This is a genomic window from Pseudomonas sp. HMSC063H08 (assembly GCF_001813645.1).
GTDB lineage: Bacteria > Pseudomonadota > Gammaproteobacteria > Pseudomonadales > Pseudomonadaceae > Pseudomonas > Pseudomonas aeruginosa.
This window is the reverse complement of sequence record NZ_KV813593.1, coordinates 46033-71399: the sequence shown is the minus strand read 5'-3', so window position 1 is coordinate 71399 and position 25367 is coordinate 46033. Positions and strand designations below refer to the sequence as shown.

The following is a 25367-nucleotide window of genomic DNA, read 5'->3' as shown; positions in this document are numbered from 1 at the left end:
GCCGAATTTTTCCGGGGGAAAGCGTTTCATGAGTGATGCAGCGACGCGTGCCGAGGAGACGTCGGAGGGGCATTCCAGCTCTGCCATCGGCCTGATGGTCGGGGCGGTTGGAGTCTGCTATGGGGATATCGGCACCAGTCCCTTGTATACCCTGAAAGAGGTCTTCATCGGTGGCTACGGGGTGCAGGCCAACCACGATGGCGTCCTTGGCGTGCTGTCGCTGATCTTCTGGTCGCTGGTCTGGGTCGTTTCCATCAAGTACGTGATCTTCGTCCTGCGTGCCGACAACCAGGGCGAGGGCGGGGTGATGGCGCTGTCGGCCCTGGCGCGCCGGGCGGCGGCGCCGTTCGGCAGGCTGCAGACCTTCGTGGTGGTTGCCGGCCTGATCGGCGCGGCGCTGTTCTACGGCGACAGCATGATCACCCCGGCGATCTCGGTACTGTCGGCGGTAGAAGGGCTGGAGATCGCCTTCGACGGCCTGGAGCACTGGACGGTACCGCTGGCGCTTATCGTGCTGATCGGCCTGTTCCTGATCCAGAAGCACGGCACCGCGCGGATCGGCATCCTGTTCGGCCCGGTCATGGTGCTCTGGTTCGGCGCCCTGGCGGCGCTGGGTGTCTACGGGGTGATCCAGCAGCCGGAAGTGCTGCAGGCGATGAACCCTGTATGGGCCGTGCGTTTCTTCGGCTCGCATCCCGGCATCGGTGTCGCCATCCTCGGCGCCACCGTACTGGCGCTGACCGGCGCCGAGGCGCTGTACGCCGACATGGGCCACTTCGGTCGCAAGCCGATCGCCCGTGCCTGGTTCCTGCTGGTGCTGCCGGCGCTGGTGCTGAACTACTTCGGCCAGGGCGCGACCATCCTTTCCAACGCCGAGGCGGCGCGCAACCCCTTCTACCTGCTGGCGCCCGGCTGGGCGCTGCTGCCGATGGTGGCGCTGTCCACCCTGGCCACGGTGATCGCCTCCCAAGCGGTGATCTCCGGCGCCTTCTCCCTGACCCGTCAGGCGATCCAGCTCGGCTACGTGCCGCGGATGACCATCCAGCACACTTCCAGCCACGAGCAGGGGCAGATCTACATCGGCGGGGTGAATTGGGCGCTGATGGTCGGCGTGGTCCTGCTGGTGCTCGGCTTCGAGTCCTCGGCGTCGCTGGCGGCGGCCTACGGCGTGGCGGTGACCGGAACCATGCTGATCACCACCCTGCTGATGGGCGTGGTGATCTGGCGCCTGTGGAAATGGCCGCTGTGGCTGGGCGTCCCGTTCTTCTGCGTGATGCTCGCGGTGGACAGCCTGTTCTTCGCCGCCAACCTGCCCAAGGTGATCCAGGGCGGCGCCTTCCCGGTCATCGCGGGTATCGTCATCTTCATCCTGATGTCCACCTGGAAGCGTGGCCGCCAACTGCTGGTGGAGCGTCTCGACGAGGGCTCTCTGCCGCTCTCGGTGTTCATTTCCAGCATGCGCGTGCAGCCGCCGCACCGGGTCCAGGGGACCGCGGTGTTCCTTACCGCGCGTACCGACGCGGTGCCTCACGCGCTGCTGCACAACCTGTTGCACAACCAGGTGCTGCACGAGCAGGTGGTGCTGCTCACCGTGGTCAACGAAGACAGCCCACGGGTTTCGCCGGATCGCCGTTTCGAGGTCGAGGCCTATGGCGACGGATTCTTCCGGGTGATCCTGCACTTCGGCTTCATGGAAGAGCCGGACATCCCGGCGGCCTTGCGCCTGTGCCATCTCAACGAACTGGACTTCAGCCCGATGCGCACCACCTACTTCCTCAGCCGGGAGACGGTGATTCCATCCAAGCGCATCGGCATGGCGCGCTGGCGCGAGGGGCTGTTCGCCTTCCTGCTGAAGAACGCCAACGGCAACCTGCGCTATTTCAACCTGCCGCTCAACCGGGTGATCGAGTTGGGAACCCAGGTCGAGATCTGATCCGTTCCGCTGCAAAAAAAGCGCGCCCGACTGGGCGCGTTTTTTTGCACGTTTCTCAGCGCCGTTGCGGCAGCATCCGTACCAGGGTGTTGTCGCGGCTGACGAAGTGATGGAAGAGCGCCGCGGCGGCGTGCAGGCCGATCAGGAAATAACCGGCGTTGCCGATGGTTTCGTGCCATTCCTTGATTTGCCCAGCGAGGTCGGGGTTCTTGTCGACCAGCGGCGGTAGCTCCAGGCCGAAGAACGGTATCGGCTTGCCGGCGGCGCTGAGGATCAGCCAGCCGGCGAAGGGTAGGCCGATCATCATCAGGTAGAGGGCGTAGTGCATCAGCCTGGCCAGCGTCGCCTGCCAGGCGGGGATGGCGGGCTCTATGCGCGGGGTAGGGCTGGCCAGGCGCACCAGCAGGCGCAACCAGACCAGCAGGAAAACGCTCAGGCCAAGCATGAAGTGCCATTGCTTGAGCAGTTCGCGGGTTTCGCTGCCCTTGGGGAAATTGCCCTTCAGTTCGATACAGGCGTAGACCCCGGCGATCAGCAGCAGGGTCAGCCAGTGCAGGGCAATGGTCAGGCTCCCATAACGGGATTCGGTGTTTTTCCAGCTCATCACGGTTCCTTCTCTTCGGCTCTCGGGAGCCCGCTCTGCGGCGGGTCGGCCGGTATTCTCGGCGGCTCCGCTGAAGCCAGCCTGAATGCCCCCGGCAGGCTCAGTCTAGCTGGCGTCGGCCGGGGACAAGAAGGGCGGAGCGGGGAGAGCTTGATCGCGATCAGGCGTCGGGAGCGTTCTCGCGGTCGCGGATGGCCTGGAGCATCTTCTTCGCCAGGGACAGGTAGTCCTCGTCGAAGTGGTGGCCGCCCGGCAGTTCGAGCTTCTCGCCGACGGCCTGGGATTGGGTACAGCCGCTTTCGTCCTTTTCTTCGGCGCCATAGATGCAGAACACCTTGGCCGCCGGCAACCTGGCCATTTCCGGGCCGGTGGCGGCTTCCTCGCCGGCCTTGCCCAGCCAGCCTTCCACTTCGATCTCGAAGCTGCCGGTCCGCGCCAGCGCCAGCAGCAGCATGGCTTTCACTTGTTGCTGGTCCTTTCCGGGCAGGCGGTTGTAGATCGCCGGCAGGATGTCGGCGCCGAACGAGTAGCCGGCCAGGACGAAACGTTTCGCGCCCCACTTCTCGCGGTAGTGTTGCATCAGCTTGGAGAGGTCGGCGGCGCTCTGTTCCGGGCTTTTGTGTTGCCAGTAGTAGCGCAGGGTGTCGATGCCGACCACTGGGTAGCCCATGCTGGCCATATGCTCGGCAGAGTCCTTGTCCAGGTCGCGCCAGCCGCCGTCGCCGGAATAGAACAGGGTGACGATGTCCGAGGGTTGCGCCGCGGGGACCTCGAGTACCGGCAGGGCCTCGGCGTTGCCTTGCAGTTGCAGGCGCAACTGATGGGCGAGCACGTCGGACAGCGGGGTGTCGTAGTCGCTGATGCTGGTTTCCGCGCTCGACTGCTTGCGGACGAAGACCGCGGTGTCGTCGTCCGGGTTGTCGTTCCAGGCCAGCAGCCACTGGCCGTGCGCCGCCTGGTGCGGCAGCGGGGCGTCGCAGTCGCGCTCGGCCAGGGCAATGTCGAAGCCGACCGAGAGCGCCTTGGCCTTGTCGTCGTCCTGGCTGGCGAGCCAGCGCCAGGCGGTGGTCGAGCCCGGGCCGATGCCGGCGACCAGGTTCGGCTTGCCGCCGAGGCGGGCAATGACCGCTTCGAGCCGGGACTGCTGCGCCCTGCAATCGCCGTTTTCCGGGGGGAAGTACTGGATCACCCGGGCGGCGCTGTCGTGAGCCAGGTTCAGCATCTGGGCGTCGTTCAGTTGCTGTTCGGGGGCGGCGATCACCACCACCCGCGAGCGCGGCTTCTCGCCGGGTTCGACAAGGGTGGCGTGGCCGCCGTCGTCGAGGTCCAGGGCTTCCAGTTTCGCCTGGGCCGCCGGTCGGCTCCAGAGCAGCAGGGCGGCACCGACGATCAGCACCAGGGCGGCGACCAGAAAACGGCGCCAGTGACGTTTCACGACAGACATATCAGCGTTTCACCAATCCAGTCAGGCCGCCGGCGATCAGCGCGGCGGTATCGGCCAGGGCCACCAGCGGGTCGAGCCCGGCTGGCACGGCCAGGTAGCGGGGTTCCCAGTCGGGCTGGAACTTGTCCTTGAAGCGTCGCAGCCCCTGGAAATTGTAGAACTGTTCGCCCCGCCGGAAGACCAGTGCGCCCAGGCGCTGGGTCAACGGCGCGCCGCGCCTTGGCTGGAGCCCGGCCAGCGGCACCATGCCGAGGCTGAAGCGCGCGTGGCCCTGGGCCTTGTAGTGGAGGATGAGGCCGAGCATGAGGAACTCCATGGTCAGCTTCGGCGCCTCCGGGTGCACGCGCATCAGGTCGAGGCTCGCCAGTTCGCGGCTGTCGGTTTCCAGCAGGTTGGCGAAGGCCACCGGCTTGCCCTGGTGGCGGACGATGGCGATGCGGAAGAAGTTCAGGTACGTCGGGGTGAAGCGGCCCAGGGAGAAGCCTTTCTCGCGCACCTGCTTGCCGCCCAGCCAGGCGTCCGATATCGCCTTCAGCTCGTCCAGCGGAGCCTGGCCCGGTTCATGGAACTCCAGGGCCAGGCCGTCGCGCTGGCCGCGGTTCCAGGTGTAGCGCAGGTCTTTCATTTCCTTGCCCTTGCTCTCCAGGTCGAAGCGCAGCAGGTCGACTCGCGCTTCTTCGCCGAGCTTGAGGGCGGTCAGGCCGATGTCCATGTAGAACGGCAGGTTCTCGGCACGCACCTGATAGAACACCGGGCGGGCATGGTGCAGGTCGCAGAGGTCGCGGAACTGCCAGATCAGTTCGGCGCGCTGCATGGCCGGGCCGATCGGGTCGTACAGGGCGATCATGCTGCGACCGCGGCGGGCGTACATGAGGAAAGCGTCGTCGCCCTCATGGAAGAGCAGGGCCTTGTCGCCGGTCAGGGCCAGGCCGCCATCCGGCTGGTCCGAGTGACGGATGATCCGCGCCGCGCGCTGCAGCTCTTCCGCGTCCGGCTCGCGGATCGCCGGCGGTGCCGCGCGCAGCAGCCAGCCAAGGGCCAGGGCCAGGAGCAGCAGGCAACTGCCGAGGGCGGCGCGCAGGGCGCGCGGGGCGTCGGCGTCCAGGGCGAACTGCCACCAGAGCTGGTTGCTGTAATGCACGTCCTGGTTGGCGAACAGCAGCAGCCAGACCGAGGCGCCGACCACGCAGATGCTGGCACCTACGTAAAGCGGCGAGAAGGGTACCTCCATCAGCCGGCTGGGACGGTAGAAGGAGCGGCGGAACATGGCGAGCAGCGCGGCGGTCAGGCTCAGCAGGCTGGCTTCTTCCCAGTCGAAGCCTTTCAGCAGCGAAAGCAGGGCGCCCACCAGCAACAGCACCAGGGTCAGGGCCCAGGCGGCCGACAGCCGTCGGCGCAAACCCTGCGCGAGCAGGAGGCAGAGCACGCCGATCAGGCTGGCGACCAGGTGCGAGGCATCGATCAGGCGATGTGGAATGAGGAAGCCGAGGTGCTCCAGGCGGGTGTCGATCGCCGGCGTGGCGCCGGAAAACAGCAGCACGACACCGGAGAGGAAGACCAGGATCGCCAGGATCGGTGCGGCGAAACCCGAGGCGACGCGGATCGCCTGGCGCGTCACCCACAACCGGCGCGCTTCGAGGAACAGCAACAACAGGCAGGCCAACAGCAGCGGCAGCACCACGTAGATCAAGCGGTACAAGAGCAGGGCCGCGGCCAGCGGCGCGGCGCCCAGTTGGCCGGCGAACGCGGCCAGCAGCACCGCCTCGAACACCCCGACTCCGCCCGGTACGTGGCTGAGTACGCCGGCGGCCAGGGCGAGCAGGTAGACCAGCAGGAACGCCGCGAAGGGTGGGGTTTCCGGCAGCAACAGATAAAGGACGGTAGCGGCGGCGGCGACGTCGAGGGCGGTGATCAGCAGTTGCAGCAGCGATAGGCGCAGGCCTGGCAGGCGCAGGCTGCGGCGGCCGAGGCGGACCAGCAGGCTGTCGGGGGACGGCCGTTCTCCCGGCAGACGGTGCCGGGCCAGGAACGCCACCAGGCCGACAGCCAGCGACAGGACGGCGATCGCGATGACGGCGACCAGGGCGTGGGGCAGGTGCAGCGCCGATGCCGCATCGTCGAGGTCGCAGAGTGCGGCGAGTGCCGCCAGCACCGGCAGTGCGCAGCCCAGGGAAAGGCTGGCAAATAGCGTCATCCGGGCAATTTCGGCAGCGCCGATGCCATGCCGGGAATACAGTCGGTAGCGTACGGAGCCGCCGGAAAGCAGCGACAGGCCTACCGCATTGCCGATGGCGAAGGCGCTGAAGCCGCCGGTGGCCAGGCTGCGCATGGGCAGCGTGACGCCAGCGAAGCGGCTGGCCGACCACTCGTAGCCGAGCAGGATGACGAAGCCGAGGGCGGTCGCGCTCAGGGCGCCGAGCAGCGCCGGCCTGGGCACGTCGGCGATGGCATCGTGGAGGGCGCCGGGATCGATCTCCCGTAGCAGGTGGTAGCAGGCCACCAGCGCCAGGCCGAACAGCAGCAAGGTGAAGACCAGGCCGATGGGCTGGCGGTAGGCGGTAATCCGATCGATCAGCCGGATGCGTTGTGGGGACGCGGGAGAGCTGGGTGGAGCGGGATGTTCTGGAACGGGAGCGTCGGTGCGCATCAGCCACCTCATGGGAATTTGCGCGACAGAGTATGGCCTCTCGGGCGAGTTCCCAAGTGGTCGCAGCAGATTTTTTCTGTGCGGGGCGGCGTCCTGTCACAGGGAGAAGACCGCCGGGTTTTGCAGGAGTTGCGTCGGCGAAGTGGCCGAAGGCCATTTGCTGGTATTCGTTCAGCGATGGTTCAGCTTGCCGTGGGCATAGTGGCGGCTTGCACTGTCCGACCATTTCCGAGGGGGGAAGGGTGACGATGATCCAGGCGGGCATTCATGTCGGCGCCGGAGTCGTGCTGGGCGTGGCCGCTGGATGGTGGCTGGGGGATTGGGAACAGTCGTTGCAGGTCAAGGATTCGGTGGCGCGGGTCGATTGCCTGTTGTACGGCGCCCTGCTGGTGGTGTTGCTCCGCCACGACGGTTGGTTGCGCCGCCTGGGCCTGTTGGGCCTGGGGCTGTTCTGCGGTTCCCTGCTGGTCTATTCGGTGAATCCGGCCAGCCTGTTCGCTGCGAAAGAGTCCTGGAGCCTTGCGCGGATCTCCATGCGGGCCTTCGGTCCGCTGGTGATGCTGGTCGTGGGGATGGCCTGCGCGCGCCTGGCACACGAGTTGCGCTGACGCAGGCGTTGCGCTCACGCCGGAGTCAGGTGACGCGATTCCTCGCGGTATTCCTTCAACCAGCGCAGCACTTCCACGGCCTCCCAGCGAGAGGGGTCGTACAACGCATAGATCTCGCCCTGGTAGCCGACCACATCGAGCGGCCGGTGGAAGCCGGCGCGCTGGAACAGCGCCTCGATCTCGGCGAAGCAGGTATTGAAGTGCACGCGGGTGAACGGCGTCTTGCCGTCGGTGACCAGGCCGTCCATCTGCAGTTCGTCCACTGCCTGGCGGATGTCGTCGAGTCCCATCCGGTTCACGCTGCGCTTCAATTGTTCGACGTTCAGCATCTGTCTGTCCTTTCCGTATCCGTTACCGAGCATTCATCGAAGGCTGAGCTGGCTGTACGAATATACAGTTAAATGTGCGATGATGCGAGCGAACGGAGGGCGAGGCGATGCAGTGGAGCACGAGTGTCGGAATGCAAAAAGCCCCGGCGCTATCGCTAGTGCCGGGGCTTTTCGAATGTGGTTGCGGGAGCTGGATTTGAACCAACGACCTTCGGGTTATGAGCCCGACGAGCTACCAGACTGCTCCATCCCGCGTCTGTGTGGGCGCATTCTACGGACTCTCGTCGGGCTGTCAATCGATTTTTCGAAAAAAGTGTTTTTTCTTCAAATGCTTAGCGCTTGCCCAATGCTAGAATTCGGCGCTCCGGGGCAGGCCCGGCGGGGCTTGTAGCGAGATTCCGGTGCGGAAAATCATCCATATAGACTGCGACTGTTTCTACGCCGCCCTCGAGATGCGCGACGACCCCAGCCTGCGCGGCAAGGCGCTGGCGGTTGGCGGTTCGCCGGACAAGCGCGGAGTGGTCGCCACTTGCAGCTACGAGGCGCGGGCCTATGGCGTGCGCTCGGCGATGGCCATGCGCACGGCGCTCAAGCTGTGTCCCGATCTGCTGGTGGTGCGCCCGCGTTTCGATGTATACCGGGCGGTGTCGAAGCAGATCCATGCGATCTTCCGCGACTATACCGATCTGATCGAGCCGCTTTCGCTGGACGAGGCCTACCTGGACGTCAGCGCTTCGCCGCATTTCGCCGGTAGCGCCACGCGGATCGCCCAGGACATCCGCCGCCGGGTGGCCGAGGAACTGCACATCACCGTTTCGGCGGGCGTCGCGCCGAACAAGTTCCTGGCCAAGATCGCCAGCGACTGGCGCAAGCCGGACGGGCTGTTCGTGATTACCCCGGAGCAGGTCGACGGGTTCGTCGCCGAGTTGCCGGTGGCCAAGTTGCATGGCGTTGGCAAGGTCACGGCGGAGCGCCTGGCGCGGATGGGCATCCGCACCTGCGCCGACCTGCGCCAGGGCAGCAAGCTGAGCCTGGTGCGCGAGTTCGGCAGCTTCGGCGAACGCCTGTGGGGACTGGCCCATGGTATCGACGAGCGACCGGTGGAAGTCGACAGCCGGCGCCAGTCGGTGAGCGTCGAATGTACCTTCGATCGCGACCTGCCGGACCTGGCGGCTTGCCTGGAGGAACTGCCGACCCTGCTCGAGGAGCTGGACGGACGCCTGCAACGCCTGGATGGCAGTTATCGGCCGGACAAGCCGTTCGTGAAACTGAAGTTTCACGATTTCACCCAGACCACAGTGGAACAGTCCGGCGCCGGGCGCGACCTGGAGAGCTACCGGCAATTGCTCGGCCAGGCCTTTGCCCGTGGCAATCGTCCGGTGCGCCTGATCGGCGTCGGCGTGCGCCTGCTCGACCTGCAGGGTGCCCACGAACAACTCAGGCTGTTCTGATGCTCCTCATGGCGTCAACGAAGTCGCGAGGCTCCGCGGCGACGGCTCTTCCCCTACCGGCAAGGCGCTGAAGCGGCCGAGATCCTGCAGCAGTTCCAGGCGTGCTGCACGGAGTGGGCCGCGTATGGCTTCCTGTTGTTCCACGTCGAGCGGGCGGTCGTCGCCATCGCTCACCGGACCGTGGTGACGGTCCGCGCCACGCAGTGGGAAGCTCACCTTGAAGCCTTCGCCCAGGTAGGCGATGCGCGTGGTATCGGCGCTCACCGCATAGTCGCGATGGTAGTCTGCTGCGAGCAGGTCCTGTCCCAGCGAGTAGTCGCGGGGCGGATTGCGTACGCCCAGCAGCGGCAGGAGCGTTGCGGGCAGGTCGATGTGGCTGGTGATGCCGCGGACGGCACGGGGCGCCTGTCCGGGAATGCTCAGCACGGCGACGGTGCCGGTCTGGTAGCGATTGAACTCGGTATTGTGGCCCCAGCGCGAGCGTTCCATGAACTCTTCCCCATGGTCGCCGAGCACCACTACCGCGGTGTTTTCCAGCAGGTGCTGGTTTTCCAGGTGCTGCAGCAGGCGGCCGATCTGTGTATCGACTTCGCGCACGGCATTCAGGTAGCGGTTCTTGATCAGCGGCATCTGCGCCTGGAAATCGGTGGTCAGGTAGTTGAAGTTGACCAGATAGGGGCGGATTTTCGCGGTCTCGTCGCGGAAGCTGTAGTTGGCGTGGCTCGACTCGAGGAACAGGCAGGCGAAGAACGGCCGGTCGGGTAGTCGGCGATCGACGAAGCGCAGCAGGTCGTCGGTGTTCCGGGCGTCGCGCTGCCAGGCAGGCTCCGGGCTATCCAGCACGTGCAGGTCCTGCGGGCGCAGGTTGACGAACACGCTGCGGTCGAAGGGCGGATAGCTGAAACGTTGCGCGGCATTGATCCGGAACTGGTAGTTCTGCTGCCTGAGTACCTCCATGAGCACCGGCGGCTGGCCAGCCTTCAGCACGGCGTCCCAGTAGCCGCCGTGCAGCCCGTAGAACATGCCGAAGACGCCCATCTGGGTCAGGTTGCCGCTGCTGTAGTGGTTGTCCAGGCGGATTGCCCGGTTGGAGAAGTCCCACAGCCTGGGCATGTAGCGCGGATCGAGCATGTCCCCGCGGAGCGACTCGGCGACGATCCAGACGATGTTCAATGGGTGCGCCGGGGCGCTGATCTCCAGCGGCCGGAGCGGATAGTGCAGGTCGCTCTGCTGCTGGAGCAGCTCGCGCTGGGTGGGCGTCGGCTGGATGCCCAGGCTCCTCGCCAGGCTGCGGACGGTCAATGGCAGGTACAGCGGATAGCGTTCGCTGGCCAGCAGGATCGGCCGGTAGTCGCGCAGGGAGCTGAACGCATAGGCCAGGCGTTCGCCCAGGGCCAGGCAGAGGAAGGCCGCCAACAGGTAGCGCCAGGCGCGCCGAGGGAGCGCGGGAAGGCGTTCGCGGCTGACCTGGCAGGCGCTGTACAGCAGCACCTGCAGACAGAGCAGGGCCAGGGCCGCCAGGCTTGCGCTGAGCAGGGTGCCGTCGCCGCTGCCGAGGCTGGAGAGGCCGCCGGGCGAGACCAGCAGGCCGATGCTGAAACCGTTGAGGTGGAATCCGTACAGGTCGTAGAGGGTGCGGTCGGCGTAGAGCAGTATCTGTACCGCTGCGCTGCCGACGATGGCCAGCACGCCTGCCAGCCACGGACTGAGGCGCACGGGAAGGCGATCATGGAAATGCAGGAGCAGTCGGCAGGCGAGGTACACCGGGACTATATAAAGGAAGGCGTAGCTCAGGCTGGCAGCGACGCTCCAGAGCGGCAGCCAGGCGTCGTCGAAGACGATCCCGTCCTGCAGGCGCAGCACCTGCCAGAGCACCACCAGCCACGACAACAGAAAGAAGCGGTTGAGTGTCTCGGTGCTGGGTGGGGCGAACATCAAGCGTCTCCGGGCGAGGATGCGGAAGCCTAGGGACGTGGTGGTCAAGCGGGAATGAAATGGATGTCAAAAAAATGTAAACGGGCGGCGCCGGGTAGCGCCGCTTCAGGCTTCAGTCGTGCTCGGGGACCAGGCGCAGCGGCTTGCCTTCGGCCGGCCACAGGCGCAGCTCGTCGGACGGCGAAATGTCCCAGTGCTGGACGCTCTGCAGCAGGGCCAGGAAGCGCCGTTCCTGCTCCATGATCTCCGCCGCGCACAGGCGGCGGGTGCTGCCGATGGCGCCGAACTGAAGGAGGTCGTCCTGCAAGGTGTAGCTGGCGAACCAGTGGTTGCAGCCGCCGTTGCCGAAGGCACGGCCCTGGCCGTCGAAGGTCAGGCTGATGTGGCTGTAGTCCATCGTCGGTTGTGCGCCGACCCAGTCGACCTGGTAGGCCTGCTCGGTTTCCAGGGTGGTCTCCTGGCTGGCGCAACCGCCCAGTACCAGGGCGGTGGAGGCGAAGAGGGCGAGAGAGGGTTTCATGGCGTTTCCTTTGCGCATTTCGTACGGGCGATAGTTCACAGACCGTCGGTCGGACGGAGCGTTCGCCCTACTGGCATTTCGGGCACAGGTGCTTGCCTTCGCGGCTGCTCCAGCCCAGTTCGTGAATGCGCTCTTCGGCGGCCGGCGCCAGGGCCTTGCGACCGAGACTGGCGTCCACGGCGAACTCGAAGTCGAGACGAGCCTGGCACTGGTCGCAGTCGACCTGCCAGGTATGGATCGCCAGTTCGCGGAATGCCGGGCCGCGGGCGACCGCCAGCCACTGGCCGGGTGGGTTGATCAGGTGGCGAACCTTTTCCACGGTCAGGCGCATGCTCAGGGTCTTGCTGCCCTTGAGGCTGACCAGCAGCACGTCGTCGGCCTTGATCGAGCCGCCGGTGCCGGTGACCTGGTAGCGCCCCGGGGAGAGCGCGCGGCATTCGTTGAGGGTGTATTGCGGGTTGAGCAGGGTGTAACGGAAATCGTGTTCAGCCATGGAGCCTCCAATCAGCCGCGCATGCTACCACGCCATCAGGCCCGGACCCGATTGCGTGGCGTCCCGTCCTGCCAGGCGGCGATGTTGTCCAGGGTGGTGTCGGCGATCGCCGCCAGCGCCTCGCGGGTAAGGAAGGCCTGGTGGGCGGTCACCACCACGTTGGGGAAGCTCAGCAGGCGTGCCAGCACGTCATCCTGCAGGGGCTGGTCGGAGCGATCCTCGAAAAAGATATCCGCTTCCTCTTCATAGACATCGAGGCCGAGGTAGCCCAGTTGTCCGCTCTTCAGCGCCTCGATCAGCGCCGCGGCGTTCACCAGGGCGCCACGGCCGGTATTGATCAGCATCGCGCCGGGTTTCATCGTCGCCAGGCGCTGCGCGTCGATGAGGTGGCGGGTGTCGGCGGTCAGCGGGCAATGCAGGCTGACGATGTCGGACTCGGCGAGCAGGGCGTCGAGCGCCAGGTAGCGGCCGCCGAGCGCTTGGATGCGCGGATTGGGATAGGGATCGTAGGCCAGCAGCTCGCAGCCGAAGCCGGCCATGATGCGGGCGAAGGTCTCGCCGATCTGTCCGGTGCCGATCACTCCGACGCGTTTGCCGTGGAGGTCGAAGCCGGTCAGCCCATGCAGCGAGAAATCGCCCTCGCGGGTCCGGTTGTAGGCGCGGTGCAGGCGCCGGTTGAGCGTCAGGATCAGGCCGACCGCGTGCTCGGCGACAGCGTGCGGCGAATAGGCCGGGACGTGCACCACCGGCAGGCCGAGCGCTTCGGCGGCGGCCAGGTCGACGTGGTTGTAGCCGGCCGAGCGCAGGGCGACCAGGCGCGTGCCGCCAGCGGCCAGGCGTTCCAGCACCGGCCGCGAGAGGTCGTCGTTGACGAAGGCGCAGACTACTTCGAAGCCCTGGGCGAGGACCGCCGTGTCCGCCTGCAGGTGGGCCTGCTGGAAGTGCAGTTCGAAGCCGTGCCGGTGGTTGCTGGCCTGGAAGCTCTCGCTGTCGTAGGCCTGGGTGCTGAAGAACAGGATGCGCATGGTCAGAGTTCGCTGGAGTCGAGGCTGGTGGAGGAGAGGTGGGTGGTGGCCGAGGCAGTGTCGGCCAGGGCCTCGATGGCCTTGTCCAGCTCGTCCAGGGCCGCGGCCGCCGCCGGATCGTTCTGCTTGAGCAGGGTTTCGCTGGTCTGGCAGGCCGCGCGCAACTGCGGCACGCCACAGTAGCGGGTGGCGCCATGCAGCCGGTGGACCCTCTCGAGCAAAGCGGTGCGGTCGTCGTTGTCGCGGGCCTGGCGAATCGCCTGGCGGTCCGCCGCCAGCGAGGCCAGCAGCATCGCCAGCATGTCGGCGGCGAGGTCGGCCTTGCCGGCGGCCAGGCGCAGCCCTTCCTCGGGGTCGAGCACGCTCAACTGGCCGAGCTGCGGCGCACGGCTCATGCTGGCCAGCGACTGGCCCAGGCTCAGTCCCGTCCACTTCAGCACTACCTGGGCCAATTGCTGTTCGTCGATCGGCTTGGTCAGGTAGTCGTCCATGCCGGCCTGCAGCAATGCGCGCTTCTCGTTGGAAAGCGCATGTGCGGTGAGCGCGATCACCGGCACCGGGCTGACTTCCCGCTCGGCCTCCCAGCGGCGGATCGCCTCGGTGGCCTGGCGGCCGTCCATGCCGGGCATCTGCACGTCCATGAAGACCAGGTCGAAGCGCTCGCGCTGCACTACCTCGAGGGCCGCGTAGCCGCTGTCCACCGCGGTGACCTGGGCGCCGAGGTCGCTGAGCAGGGTCTGCACCAGCAGCAGGTTGGCCGGGTTGTCGTCGACGCAGAGCAGCCGTGGCGGCCGTCCGGAAACCATGGCGTGGGGCTTGTCGCTGCGCGTCGGGCGGACTTGAAGCAACTCCTGCAGCTTGCGTTGCAGCTTGCGGGTGCAGGCGGGCTTGGCCTCGACCTGTTCGTCGGGCAGGGTCGCGTGGTATTGCGCCTGCTCGGTGGTCGGGCAGAGCACCAGGGTCTTGCAGCCGAGCCGTTCGAATTCCCAGAACGACTGGCTCAGCTCTTCCGGCGGATGGATCGCGGCCGAGACGCCGAGCACCGCCAGGCTGATCGGCAACTGGCCGGGCGGCGGGTTGCGCAGGCTTTCCTGGAGGCTGTCGAGGTCGGCGAATTCGCTCACTTCCAGGCCGAAGTCGGTGAGCTGGTGGTGCAGCGAGCGGCGCGTCAGCTCCTGCGGTTCGAGCAGCGCCACGCGCTGGCCCGCGGCCCAGGAGGCGCCTGGCTCCTCGTTGTCGTCGCGACTTTTCGGCAGACTCAGGCTGATCCAGAATTCGGCACCTTCCCCAGGCGTACTGTCGACGCCGATCTCGCCGCCCATCTGCTCGATCAGGCGCTTGGAGATCACCAGGCCTAGGCCGGTGCCACCGGCTTGCCGCGACAGTGAGTTGTCGGCCTGGCTGAAGGCCTTGAACAAGGCTTGCTGGTCCTCCTCGGAGAGGCCGATACCGGTGTCCTGGACGCTGATCCGCAACTGCGCGCGGTCGTCGCTTTCGTCCTCGAGCATGGCGCGTACGGCGACGGTGCCGCCCTGGGTGAACTTGATGGCGTTGCCGACCAGGTTGGTGAGGATCTGCTTCAGCCGCTGCGGGTCGCCCTGCAATTGGATCGGGGTATCCCGGTAGACCAGGCTGACCAGTTCCAGTTGCTTCTCGTGGGCGGCCGGAGCCAGCATGGTCAGGGCGTCCTGGATCAGGTCGCGGAGATTGAAAGGGAGGTTTTCCAGAACCAGCTTGCCGGCCTCGATCTTCGAGAAATCGAGGATCTCGTTGATGATCCCCAGCAGGCTTTCCGCCGATTTCTGGATGGTCGTGAGGTAGTCCTGCTGGCGCGGGCTGAGCTCGCTCTTCTGCAGCAGGTTGGTGAAACCGAGGATGCCGTTGAGCGGGGTGCGGATCTCGTGGCTCATGTTGGCGAGGAACTCGGACTTGATCCTGCTCGCCTCCAGGGCCTCCTTGCGCGCCAGGTCCAGCTCGATGTTCTGGATCTCGATGGTTTCCAGGTTCTGGCGTACGTCCTCGGTGGCCTGGTCGATGTTGTGTTGCATTTCCTCCTGGGCGCTCTGCAGCGTTTCCGCCATGCGGTTGATGCCGGAGGCCAGTTCGTCCAGCTCGTTGCTGCCCATCGGTGGCAGGCGGGTTTCCATGCGGCCTTCCTTGAGCTGGGCGACGCCCTGGCTGATCAGTTCCAGCGGCGCGTTGATCGCGCGGCTCATGCGCAGGGCGAGGAGGGCGGTGACGCCGAGGCCGGCGGCGATCAGCAAGAGGCTGGTGAACAGGCTGCGATATCCGCGCAGCAGAGTCCCGTGGTGCGACAGTTCCAGTTCGACCCAGCCGAGTACGCGCTCGTCGTCAGGCTCGGTGGCGCCGGACAGGCTGTGGTGGCGGCCAAGAACCGGTAGCAGGAAGTGCGTGGTGTCCAGTTCGGTGGACATGCTCAGATGGCTGGCGTCGCCGGCCGGGGCGACGGTGAGCATGCTTGGCCCGGCATGGGCGAGGCGTTCCTGGCGGGCGTCGAGGAAGGTCACCGCGCGCACGTCCGGTTGGTCCAGCGCCTCGTTGGCGATGCGGTTGAGCACGGCGGTATCCTTTCGCGCCAGCGCGGTGGCGGCCAGCGGCGCCAGTTGTTCGGCGATCAGTTGCCCGCGCTCGATCAACTGGGCGCGCATGTCGGACAGCTGAATCCAGGTGAAGTAACCGCCAAGCACCATCGCCAGCAGGCTGGTGGGGAGCAGGGTGAGCAGCAGTACGCGCCCCTTGATGCCGAGATCCTTGAACACACGTCTCTCCGTCGAGCCAGATCGGGATGGCCGACGCTCCCCGGCCATACGTTTACCCCGCGCAGTTTAGCGGGTCGCGGAAGGGGAATCTGCACCGATGTGCGCAGCCCGGCGGATTCGGCTTGCGACGAAGCGGAAAGATCGTGAATACTGGCACGATTGCTAATCAATCTTATTTGGCTGCCATGTTCCCATCCCTGACGCCCGACCCCCGACTGCTGGCCATCGAGGACGATCCGACACTGGGCGCACATCTGTTCCAGCACCTCAATGGCAGCGGTTTCGAGGTGACCTGGTGCCGAGACGGGGAAGAGGGGTTGGCGGCTGCGCGCAGCGGCGCCTATGACCTGATCCTGATGGACATCATGCTGCCGGGGCGCGATGGCCTCGAGATTCTTCGCCAACTCCGCCAGGAGCAGGCGCTGCCGGTGATCCTGATGTCGGCCCTGGGCGCCGAGCAGGACCGCATCGCCGGGTTCAGCCAGGGCGCCGACGATTATCTGCCGAAGCCTTTCAGCCTGGCCGAGCTGCGGGTGCGCATAGATGCCATCCTGCGCCGGATCGCCCTGGAGCGGGGGGGCGCGCCGGGCCGCTGCGCCGAACCGCTGGCGCGGCCCTCGCTGCAGTTCTCCGCCGATGTCTGCGATGTCAGCCTTGGCGAGCGGTTCGCCGGCCTGACGCCGACCGAATACCGCCTGCTGGAAACCTTCCTCGCCGCGGAAGGAGAGACCCTGACCAAGGCCTTCCTTTACCAGCATGTCCTGCACCGCGGTCATACCCAGCATGATCGCAGCCTGGACATGCACGTCAGTCACCTGCGGCGCAAGCTGCAACGCCTCGGTTACGCCGGTCACCAGTTGCATACCGTCTGGGGCAAGGGTTACGTCCTGACACCGGCGCCATGATGCCCAACCGCCATTCGCTGTTCTGGCGCCTGGCCCTGGTGCTGGTGGCGTTCTTCCTGCTATCGGTATGGCTGTCCTGGACCTGGGGACGCAGTGCCGAACTGAAGGGTTACTACCTGTCCGCCGAAGCCCGCTCCGCCTTGGCGGATTATGCGCGGCGAGCCGAGCGTGCCTGGCTCGACGATGGCCGCGAGGGCATCGACCGTTGGCTGGCCGAGCCGCGCCAGCAGGCGCTGGACTGGGTGGTCGTGCTCGACGGACGGCTGCAATCGCTGGGCAGTCGTCCGCTCACCACGGAGGAAGCCGAACGCCTGACTTTCCTGCGGGGCGTCGACTGGCCGATGAGCTCCCGTTCGTTGTCGCGGCCGTTCATCAGCCTGCGCTTCCCCGAACATCCGGAGCAAGGCCGGGTGGTCCTGCGTCTTCCCGCCGAGTTCGTCCCTCCCGGCTTGTCGCCGGCCAAGCGCCTGGTCACCCACGGCCTGGTGCCGGCCGGGCTGGCCCTGCTGCTGGGAGTGTTGCTGTATCGGCGCTGGGTAGTGCCGCTGGGACGCCTGCGAGCGCAGGCCAATGCCCTGCGCGGCAACGACCTGACGGCGCGTACGCAGGCAGAGATCAGCCGGCGCAGCGACGAGCTGGGCGATCTGGGGCGGGCGTTCGACCATATGGCCGAGCGACTCGACGAGCACATGGTGTTGCAGCGCCAACTGCTCCGCGATCTCTCCCACGAGCTGCGCACGCCGCTGGCGCGCCTGCAGGTGGCGGCAGAGGGCACGCTGCCCGCGCAGCTCCTGCGCGAGCGCCTGGAGCAGGAGGTACAGGGCATGCAGCAACTGGTGGACAACACCCTGGAGCTGGCCTGGATGGACACCGAACGCCCGGTATTGGCGCTGGAGGACATTTCCATCCCGGCGTTATGGGACCTGCTGGTGGAGAACGCACGCTTCGAAAGCGGCTGGGCCGCCGAGCGGTTCCGCAGCGATCTGCCCGAGGATTGTGTCGTGCGTGGCAACCTCAATGCACTTGCCCAGGCCCTGGAGAACCTGCTGCGCAACGCCATCCGGCATTCCCCGGAGGGCGGCGTGATCCGCCTGCATGGTCGGCGCGAAGGAAGTTGCTGGTGGCTTTGCCTGGAAGACCAGGGCGAGGGTGTGGCCGAGCACCAGTTGGAGACCATCTTCCGCCCGTTCACCCGACTGTCTTCGGCACGTACCGGCAAGGGCTTCGGCCTGGGACTGAGCATTGCCCGTCGCGCCGTGGTGCTCCAGGGCGGCCGCCTATGGGCGGAAGCCGCCGATCCGGGGCTGCGCCTGTGCCTGGTGCTGCCTTCTGCCTAGCGAGGCGCAGGTGCCTTTACATTTTACCTAGATGTAAATGATCTTTACTCTCCTTTGTGAATGATTATCATCCGTGCCGATCTCCTCGGCCGGCCTTGTTCCGGGTCTGCGCCCTGTCCTACCCGTGCCGAGACGTCACCCGCGCAACGCCGGCGACCCAGGCTTCAGAAAAAACGTCAACGTATCCCTCGTGGCTCGCCTGCTACCCGTTTTCCCTCGACAGGAGTAGTCACGCATGTACCCCCAATTCCGTCGCGGCCATCTCGCCGCTGCCGTCCTTTTCGCTTCATCGAGCCTGCTGGGCGGGCAGGCCCTGGCCGAGGACGAGCGCCTGGAAGAACTGGACGAACGCGCCGAATCGGTGGTCCAGCTGGGTGACGAGGTGGTGCTGGGCACCGCCGAACAGGAGCTCAAGCAGGCACCGGGGGTATCCATCATCACCGCCGAGGACATCAGGAAGCGCCCGCCGGTGAACGATCTCTCCGAGATCATCCGCACCATGCCCGGGGTCAACCTCACCGGCAACAGTTCCAGCGGCCAGCGTGGCAACAACCGGCAGATCGACATCCGCGGCATGGGGCCGGAGAACACCCTGATCCTGGTCGACGGCAAGCCGGTCAGCTCGCGCAACTCGGTGCGCTACGGCTGGCGCGGCGAACGCGACACCCGCGGCGACAGCAACTGGGTGCCGCCGGAGGAGGTCGAGCGCATCGAGGTCCTCCGTGGGCCCGCGGCGGCACGCTACGGTTCCGGCGCGGCGGGCGGGGTAGTCAACATCATCACCAAGCGCCCGACCGATCGTTTGCGTGGCTCCATGACGGTGTTCACCAACATTCCGGAAAGCTCCAAGGATGGCGCCACGCGCCGCGCCAACTTCAGCCTCAGCGGGCCGCTGACCGAAGCCTTGAGCTTCCGCGCGTACGGCAGCGCGAACAAGACCGATTCGGACGATACCGACATCAACCTCGGACATACCGTCAACCCGAGCCGTACCGTGGCCGGACGCGAAGGGGTACGCAATCGCGATCTCAGCGGGATGCTGTCGTGGCAGGTGACCCCCGACCAGGTCGTCGATTTCGAAGCGGGCTTCAGCCGACAGGGCAACATCTATGCCGGCGATACCCAGAACAACAACGGCACCGCCAATACCCAGGGACTCGCCGACGACGGTGCGGAGACCAACCGCATGTATCGCGAGAACTACGCCATCACCCACAACGGGACCTGGTCGTTCGGTACTTCCAGGTTCGTCGCCCAGTACGACTCCACCCGCAACAACCGTCTGGAGGAGGGGCTGGCCGGTTCCGTCGAGGGGCAGATCGGCGCCGACCGTTCGTTCAGCACCAGCAAGCTGGAGAACTATCGCCTCAGCGGCGAACTCAACCTTCCGTTGCATGCGTTGTTCGAGCAGGTGCTGACGGTGGGCGCGGAGTGGAACAAGGAAACCCTCAACGACCCGTCCTCGCTCAAGCAGGGCTTCGTGGGAAGCGATAGCTTGCCGGGGACCCCCGCGGCCGGCTCGCGAAGCCCGAAAAGCAAGGCGGAGATCCGGGCGCTGTACGTGGAGGACAATATCGAACTGCGCCCCGGCACCATGCTCACCCCCGGGCTGCGCCTGGACGATCACAGCGACTTCGGCCTGAACTGGAGCCCGAGCCTGAACGCTTCCCAGACGCTCGGCGAATACTTCACGGTCAAGGCCGGTATCGCACGGGCCTTCAAGGCGCCCAACCTGTACCAGAGCAACCCGAACTACCTGCTCTATACCCGTGGCAACGGCTGCCCGATCCAGACCAGCAGCGGCGGCTGCTACCTGGTCGGCAACGAGAACCTGGACGCCGAGACCAGCGTCAACAAGGAACTGGGCATCGAGTTCCGGCGCGATGGCTGGGTCGCCGGGCTCACCTACTTCCGCAACGACTACAAGAACAAGATCGTCGCGCCGCTGGATGTCATGGGACAGACCGGGACCGGTAACAACATCCTGCAATGGAGCAACGCGAAGAAGGCGGTGGTCGAAGGCCTGGAGGGCAACCTGCTGGTCCCCCTGCACGAGGACCTGAGCTGGAGCACCAACCTGACCTATATGCTGCAATCCAAGGACAAGGACACCGGCAACCCGCTTTCGGTGATCCCCGAGTACACCCTGAACTCGACCCTGGACTGGCAGGCCAGCGAGCGTCTTTCCACCCAACTGACCAGCACCATCTACGGCCGCCAGGAGCCGCCGAAGCATGGCACCAGCCGCAACACGCCGGTGGTCTCGCGAAAAGAGGTGGGTACCTATGGCATCTGGGGCGTCAGCGCCGGCTACACCTTCAGCGAGAACCTGAGCGTACGGGGCGGGGTAAGCAACCTCTTCGACAAGCGCCTGTACCGCCAGGGCAACTCCTTCGACGCCGGCGCGGCAACCTACAACGAGCCGGGTCGCGCCTACTACGTTTCGATGACCACCTCGTTCTGATCGCCGCGGCCAACGCGCTTTCACCGGCAGGCGCAACGCCTGTCGGACCTTTCTTTGGCGTTGGTCAGGCATCGGCTGTCCAACGCCAGGTTTTCTCTTCGGACGCCTCTGGTCATCGCATCGCATGCCGTTTCGGGCGGTCTTTCGGCTGAATCGGCATGCATGACCGGATATTGCGGTGCTAGGGTCCGGCCCCAGTTTCCCGGTATCATGCTCAGCCTTTACCGTCAGTGCCGAACGAGTGCCTCCATGACCGTGCAGTACCCGACTATCGCCGACTGCGTTGGCAATACCCCTCTGGTGCGTCTGCAGCGCCTTCCCGGGGAAACCTCCAATACCCTGCTGGTGAAGCTCGAAGGCAACAACCCCGCGGGATCGGTGAAGGACCGCCCGGCCCTGTCGATGATCACCCGTGCCGAACTGCGCGGCGACATCCGCCCCGGCGATACGCTGATCGAGGCTACTTCCGGCAACACCGGCATCGCCCTGGCCATGGCGGCGGCGATCAAGGGTTACAAGATGATCCTGATCATGCCGGACAACTCCACGGCTGAACGCAAGGCGGCGATGACCGCCTATGGCGCCGAGCTTATTCTGGTCAGCAAGGAAGAGGGCATGGAGGGCGCGCGCGATCTGGCCGACAAGCTGCAGCGCGAAGGCCGCGGCAAGGTTCTCGACCAGTTCGCCAATGGCGACAACCCGGAAGCCCATTACCACAGCACCGGCCCGGAAATCTGGCAGCAGACCGGCGGCAGCATCACCCATTTCGTCAGCTCCATGGGCACCACCGGGACCATCATGGGCGTATCGCGCTACCTCAAGGAGCAGAACCCGGCGGTGCAGATCGTCGGCCTGCAACCCATGGAGGGCTCGGCCATCCCGGGAATCCGACGCTGGCCGCAGGAATACCTGCCGAAGATCTATGACGCCAGTCGCGTCGACCGGGTCGTCGACATGCACCAGGACGAAGCGGAGGACATCATGCGCCGGCTGGCCCGCGAGGAAGGCATCTTCTGCGGCGTGTCCTCCGGCGGGGCGGTGGCGGCGATGCTGCGCCTGTCCCGCGAACTGGAGAATGCCGTGCTGGTGGCGATCATCTGCGACCGCGGCGACCGCTACCTGTCTTCCGGCGTCTATGACCCGCGCTGAGCATGTCCATGGCCAGAAATAAGGGCGGGCTGCGCTTCCAGCCCAGCGGTGGTGCGCGCGGTCCCGCGATACCGGTAGGCAAGAAGCAGCGCCTGACCATCGAGCGCCTGGCCCATGACGGCCGAGGTATCGCCCACGAGGCGGGGATGACCTGGTTCGTCAGCGGCGGGCTGCCTGGCGAGGAACTTGAGGCACGGGTGCTGGGCGCGCGAAGCAAGGTGGTCGACGCGCGCAGCGAGCGCCTGTTCAGCAGTAGCGACCTGCGTCGCCGCGAGCCCTGCACTGTAGCGGGTCGCTGCGGCGGCTGCACCCTGCAGCACCTGGAACACGGCGAGCAGTTGGCCCTGAAGCAGCGTACCTTGCAGGAGCAGTTGCAGCGTTTCGCCGGGATCGAGCCGGAAGAATGGGCCGCCCCCCTGGTCGGGCCCGAATTCGGCTATCGGCGCCGCGCTCGGATCGCCGTGCGCTGGGATGCCAGGGCGCGGCGTCTGGATGTCGGCTTCCGTGCCTCGGCCAGCCAGGAGATCGTCGCCTTCGATGAGTGCCTGGTCCTGGTGCCGCCTTTGCAAACGATTGCCCGTGCCCTGCCTGCTCTTCTGCAGGACTTCCGCAAGCCGGAAAGCATCGGCCACGTGGAACTCTTCCATGGCACGGCCAGTGCATTGCTGTTGCGGCATACGACGGCCCTGGTCGACGAGGATCGCCAGCGCCTGGCCGCTTTCTGCTCCGCACACCAGGCCCAGCTCTGGCTGCAAGGTGCGGAACAGCCCTTGCCGGTGGAGCCGGCCGCCGAACTGGGCTACTCCTTGGGTGACTGGCAACTGACTCTGGCGTACCGACCCGGAGACTTCGTCCAGGTCAATGCGCCGGTGAACGAGTCGATGATCCGCCAGGCCCTTGACTGGCTGGCGCCGACCGCCGACGAGCGGGTCCTCGACCTGTTCTGCGGGCTGGGCAATTTCTCCCTGCCGCTGGCGCGCCGGGTGGCGCGGGTAGTCGGGGTGGAGGGCGTGGCGGCGATGGTCGAGCGGGCAGGCGCCAACGCGCTGGCCAATGGCCTTGGCAACGCGCACTTTTTCCAGGCCGACCTGTCCAAAGCGCTTGCCGAAGCGCCCTGGGCGGAGCAAGGTTTTACCGCTGTGCTGCTCGATCCGCCGCGCGACGGCGCGTTCGAGGCGGTACGCGAAATGAGTTCTCTGGGTGCCCGGAGGGTAGTCTATGTATCCTGCAATCCGGCGACCCTGGCGCGCGATGCTGGCGAAATGGCCAGGCAGGGCTATCGTCTGAAGCGCGCCGGAATCCTCGATATGTTTCCGCAGACCGCACATGTCGAGGCCATGGCTTTGTTCGAGGCAGGCTAGGATGCCTGCGTAATCCGACCAGCCCGTTCGAAGGCTGGCGCAGTCATCGGTGGGCTACGCGCACCGTGGTAAAGGGTAGGCAAGATGGTACAGGTGAGAGCGCACCAGCCGGTCAACACCGACGGCAGTATCAACCTCGAGGCCTGGCTGGACCACGTCCAGAACCTCGTCCCCGGGCTCGATCGTCAGGGCTTGCTGGAGGCTTGCGAGTTCGCTCGCGAATCCGAGCAGCGAGCGATCGCCGCACAGAACTCCTGGGCAGAAGGCACGTCCAGCTTCCAGACCGGACTGGAAATCGCCGAGATCCTCGCGGACCTCAAGCTGGATCAGGAGTCCCTGGTCGCCGCGGTCATCTATCGAGGCGTGCGGGAAGGCAAGATCACCCTGGAAGCGGTCAACAAGCATTTCGGGCCGGTGGTGGCCAAGCTGATCGAGGGCGTGCTGCGCATGGCCGCAATCAGCGCCAGCCTCAATCCGCGCCATTCCATGGTGCTGGGTACCCAGGCGCAGGTGGAGAACCTGCGCAAGATGCTGGTGGCGATGGTCGACGACGTTCGCGTCGCTCTGATCAAGCTGGCCGAGCGCACCTGCGCCATTCGCGCGGTGAAGAATGCCGACGAGGAAAAGCGCCACCGCGTCGCCCGGGAAGTCTTCGATATCTACGCGCCGCTGGCCCACCGCCTGGGCATCGGGCATATCAAGTGGGAGCTGGAGGACCTGTCCTTCCGTTACCTCGAGCCCGACCAGTACAAGCAGATCGCCAAGCTGCTGCACGAGCGCCGGCTGGATCGCGAGCAGTACATCGCCAACGTGATGAGCCAGTTGAAGGAAGCTCTCGCGGCCACCGGCGTACAGGCCGATCTCAGCGGGCGGGCGAAACACATCTATTCGATCTGGCGCAAGATGCAGCGCAAGGGCCTGGACTTCAGCCAGATCTACGACGTTCGCGCCGTGCGCGTGCTCGTTCCGGAGATGCGCGACTGCTACACCGCGCTGGGCATCGTGCATACCCTCTGGCGGCACATTCCCAAGGAGTTCGACGACTACATCGCCAACCCCAAGGAAAACGGCTATCGCTCGCTGCATACCGCAGTGATCGGCCCCGAGGGGAAGGTGCTGGAAGTACAGATCCGTACCCACTCCATGCACGAAGAGGCGGAGCTCGGGGTCTGCGCGCACTGGCGCTACAAGGGGACCGACGTCAAGGCCAGCTCCAACCATTACGAGGAAAAGATCTCCTGGCTGCGCCAGGTGCTCGAATGGCACGAGGAACTGGGCGACATCGGTGGCCTGGCGGAGCAACTGCGGGTCGATATCGAGCCGGACAGGGTCTACGTCTTCACTCCCGACGGCCACGCCATCGACCTGCCCAAGGGCGCGACCCCGCTGGATTTCGCCTATCGGGTCCACACTGAAGTCGGGCACAACTGCCGCGGGGCGAAGATCAACGGACGCATCGTGCCGCTGAACTACAGCCTGCAGACCGGCGAGCAGGTCGAGATCATCACCGGCAAGCACAGCGGTCCGAGCCGTGACTGGCTGAACAGCAACCTGGGCTATGTCACCACCTCCCGGGCGCGGGCGAAGATCGTCCACTGGTTCAAGCTGCAGGCGCGGGACCAGAACGTCGCTGCCGGCAAGGCCCTGATCGAACGCGAGCTGTCGCGCCTGGCGCTGCCGCCGGTGGATTTCGACCGGCTGGCGGAGAAGGCCAACGTGCGTACCGCCGAGGATATGTTCGCCGCTCTCGGCGCCGGCGACCTGCGCTTGGCGCACCTGGTCAACTATGCCCAGCAACTGGTCGAGCCGGACCGCGACAGCGAGCAACTCGAACTGATCCCGCGCAAGCCGAGCAAGATCGGCCACGGCAAGCGCGGCGACGTGCAGATCCAGGGCGTCGGCAACCTCCTGACGCAGATGGCCGGCTGCTGCCAGCCGCTGCCGGGAGATCCCATCGTCGGCTACATCACGCTGGGCCGTGGGGTCACCATCCACCGCCAGGATTGCGCCACCGCGCTGCAACTGGCGGGACGCGAACCGGAGCGGATGATCCAGGTCAGTTGGGGGCCGGAGCCGGTTCGCACCTATCCGGTGGATATCGCGATCCGTGCCTATGATCGTTCCGGCCTGTTGCGCGACGTGTCCCAGGTGCTGCTCAACGAGCGGATCAACGTTCTGGCGGTGAATACCCGTTCGAACAAGGAAGACAACACCGCGACCATGCAACTGACCATCGAGATTCCCGGTCTGGACGCTCTTGGACGCCTGCTGGCGCGCGTTTCGCAACTGCCCAACATCATCGAGGCGCGGCGCAACCGTACGCCTTGAGGCGAGGCGGAAACAGGCCACGGGCGCTCGCAGGTTGCCCGTGGCCTTTTCGTT

General features: G+C 66.0%; 18 protein-coding genes and 1 tRNA gene. 9 read left to right on the top strand and 10 right to left on the bottom strand.

Annotated features, from left to right (window positions below; all coding sequences use genetic code 11):
- The first annotated feature begins 28 nt into the window (after positions 1 to 28).
- Positions 29 to 1933: a potassium transporter Kup gene (locus tag HMPREF2924_RS27525; protein ID WP_003086004.1), complete on the top strand. Its 1905-nt coding sequence runs from the start codon at positions 29 to 31 to the stop codon at positions 1931 to 1933.
- Between the two features lie 55 nt (positions 1934 to 1988).
- Here HMPREF2924_RS27525 and HMPREF2924_RS27520 read toward each other — a convergent pair whose 3' ends face one another.
- The 3 genes from HMPREF2924_RS27520 to mprF form a co-directional block, all read right to left on the bottom strand.
- Positions 1989 to 2537, bottom strand: a complete 549-nt coding sequence (locus tag HMPREF2924_RS27520; RefSeq protein ID WP_003086007.1) for a cytochrome b — start codon at positions 2535 to 2537, stop codon at positions 1989 to 1991.
- Between the two features lie 160 nt (positions 2538 to 2697).
- The gene (locus HMPREF2924_RS27515) at positions 2698 to 3981 is read right to left on the bottom strand and encodes a virulence factor family protein (protein ID WP_004364079.1); all 1284 of its coding nucleotides are present in this window, start codon (positions 3979 to 3981) and stop codon (positions 2698 to 2700) included.
- Position 3982: 1 nt separating this feature from the next.
- A complete protein-coding gene (gene mprF, locus HMPREF2924_RS27510) occupies positions 3983 to 6628 on the bottom strand; it encodes a bifunctional lysylphosphatidylglycerol flippase/synthetase MprF (protein ID WP_004364077.1) in 2646 nt (881 codons plus the stop codon).
- Between the two features lie 248 nt (positions 6629 to 6876).
- Here mprF and HMPREF2924_RS27505 point away from each other — a divergent pair, with 248 nt between their 5' ends.
- Entirely contained in the window at positions 6877 to 7236 is a 360-nt protein-coding gene (locus HMPREF2924_RS27505; protein ID WP_003104747.1) for a PA0921 family PhoP regulated protein, read from the top strand.
- A gap of 14 nt (positions 7237 to 7250) precedes the next feature.
- On the opposite strand, the gene HMPREF2924_RS27500 is transcribed toward HMPREF2924_RS27505, so the two are convergent.
- Entirely contained in the window at positions 7251 to 7565 is a 315-nt protein-coding gene (locus tag HMPREF2924_RS27500) for a transcriptional regulator (protein WP_003109929.1), read from the bottom strand.
- 178 nt (positions 7566 to 7743) lie between these two features.
- A tRNA-Met gene (locus HMPREF2924_RS27495) sits at positions 7744 to 7820 on the bottom strand.
- Positions 7821 to 7966: 146 nt separating this feature from the next.
- Here HMPREF2924_RS27495 and dinB point away from each other — a divergent pair.
- Positions 7967 to 9016 carry a DNA polymerase IV gene (gene dinB / locus HMPREF2924_RS27490; protein WP_003086018.1) on the top strand — a complete coding sequence of 350 codons (1050 nt, stop codon included), beginning with the start codon at positions 7967 to 7969 and terminating at the stop codon, positions 9014 to 9016.
- 6 nt (positions 9017 to 9022) lie between these two features.
- On the opposite strand, the gene HMPREF2924_RS27485 is transcribed toward dinB, so the two are convergent.
- From HMPREF2924_RS27485 to gacS, 5 genes are all read right to left on the bottom strand, one after another.
- Positions 9023 to 10951 carry a sulfatase-like hydrolase/transferase gene (locus HMPREF2924_RS27485; RefSeq protein ID WP_004364074.1) on the bottom strand — a complete coding sequence of 643 codons (1929 nt, stop codon included), beginning with the start codon at positions 10949 to 10951 and terminating at the stop codon, positions 9023 to 9025.
- Positions 10952 to 11063: 112 nt separating this feature from the next.
- On the bottom strand, positions 11064 to 11471 hold the full coding sequence (locus HMPREF2924_RS27480) for an META domain-containing protein (RefSeq protein ID WP_003086021.1): 408 nt from the start codon (positions 11469 to 11471) through the stop codon (positions 11064 to 11066).
- 67 nt (positions 11472 to 11538) lie between these two features.
- On the bottom strand, positions 11539 to 11964 hold the full coding sequence (locus HMPREF2924_RS27475) for a hypothetical protein (RefSeq protein ID WP_003086023.1): 426 nt from the start codon (positions 11962 to 11964) through the stop codon (positions 11539 to 11541).
- 35 nt (positions 11965 to 11999) lie between these two features.
- Entirely contained in the window at positions 12000 to 12989 is a 990-nt protein-coding gene (locus HMPREF2924_RS27470) for a 2-hydroxyacid dehydrogenase (RefSeq protein ID WP_003086027.1), read from the bottom strand.
- 2 nt (positions 12990 to 12991) lie between these two features.
- Positions 12992 to 15769, bottom strand: coding sequence for a two-component system sensor histidine kinase GacS (gacS, locus tag HMPREF2924_RS27465; protein WP_004364071.1), 2778 nt, complete (start codon positions 15767 to 15769; stop codon positions 12992 to 12994).
- Between the two features lie 185 nt (positions 15770 to 15954).
- Here gacS and pirR point away from each other — a divergent pair, with 185 nt between their 5' ends.
- The 6 genes from pirR (at position 15955) to relA (ending at position 25313) form a co-directional block, all read left to right on the top strand.
- Entirely contained in the window at positions 15955 to 16674 is a 720-nt protein-coding gene (gene pirR, locus HMPREF2924_RS27460) for a response regulator transcription factor PirR (protein ID WP_003109933.1), read from the top strand.
- Complete coding sequence (pirS, locus tag HMPREF2924_RS27455) at positions 16674 to 18011, top strand: sensor histidine kinase PirS (protein WP_004364068.1); 1338 nt, start codon at positions 16674 to 16676, stop codon at positions 18009 to 18011. Before pirR ends, pirS begins: the two co-directional genes overlap by 1 nt.
- Before the next feature lie 235 nt (positions 18012 to 18246).
- Positions 18247 to 20475: a TonB-dependent siderophore receptor PirA gene (gene pirA / locus HMPREF2924_RS27450; protein WP_003117107.1), complete on the top strand. Its 2229-nt coding sequence runs from the start codon at positions 18247 to 18249 to the stop codon at positions 20473 to 20475.
- Between the two features lie 249 nt (positions 20476 to 20724).
- On the top strand, positions 20725 to 21624 hold the full coding sequence (gene cysM, locus HMPREF2924_RS27445; protein WP_003102419.1) for a cysteine synthase B: 900 nt from the start codon (positions 20725 to 20727) through the stop codon (positions 21622 to 21624).
- Positions 21625 to 21632: 8 nt separating this feature from the next.
- Positions 21633 to 22985 (top strand): 23S rRNA (uracil(1939)-C(5))-methyltransferase RlmD, encoded by a 1353-nt coding sequence (gene rlmD / locus HMPREF2924_RS27440; RefSeq protein WP_003102417.1) that lies wholly within the window; start codon positions 21633 to 21635, stop codon positions 22983 to 22985.
- 84 nt (positions 22986 to 23069) lie between these two features.
- Positions 23070 to 25313 (top strand): GTP diphosphokinase, encoded by a 2244-nt coding sequence (relA, locus tag HMPREF2924_RS27435; protein WP_003086042.1) that lies wholly within the window; start codon positions 23070 to 23072, stop codon positions 25311 to 25313.
- Positions 25314 to 25367: the final 54 nt, after the last annotated feature.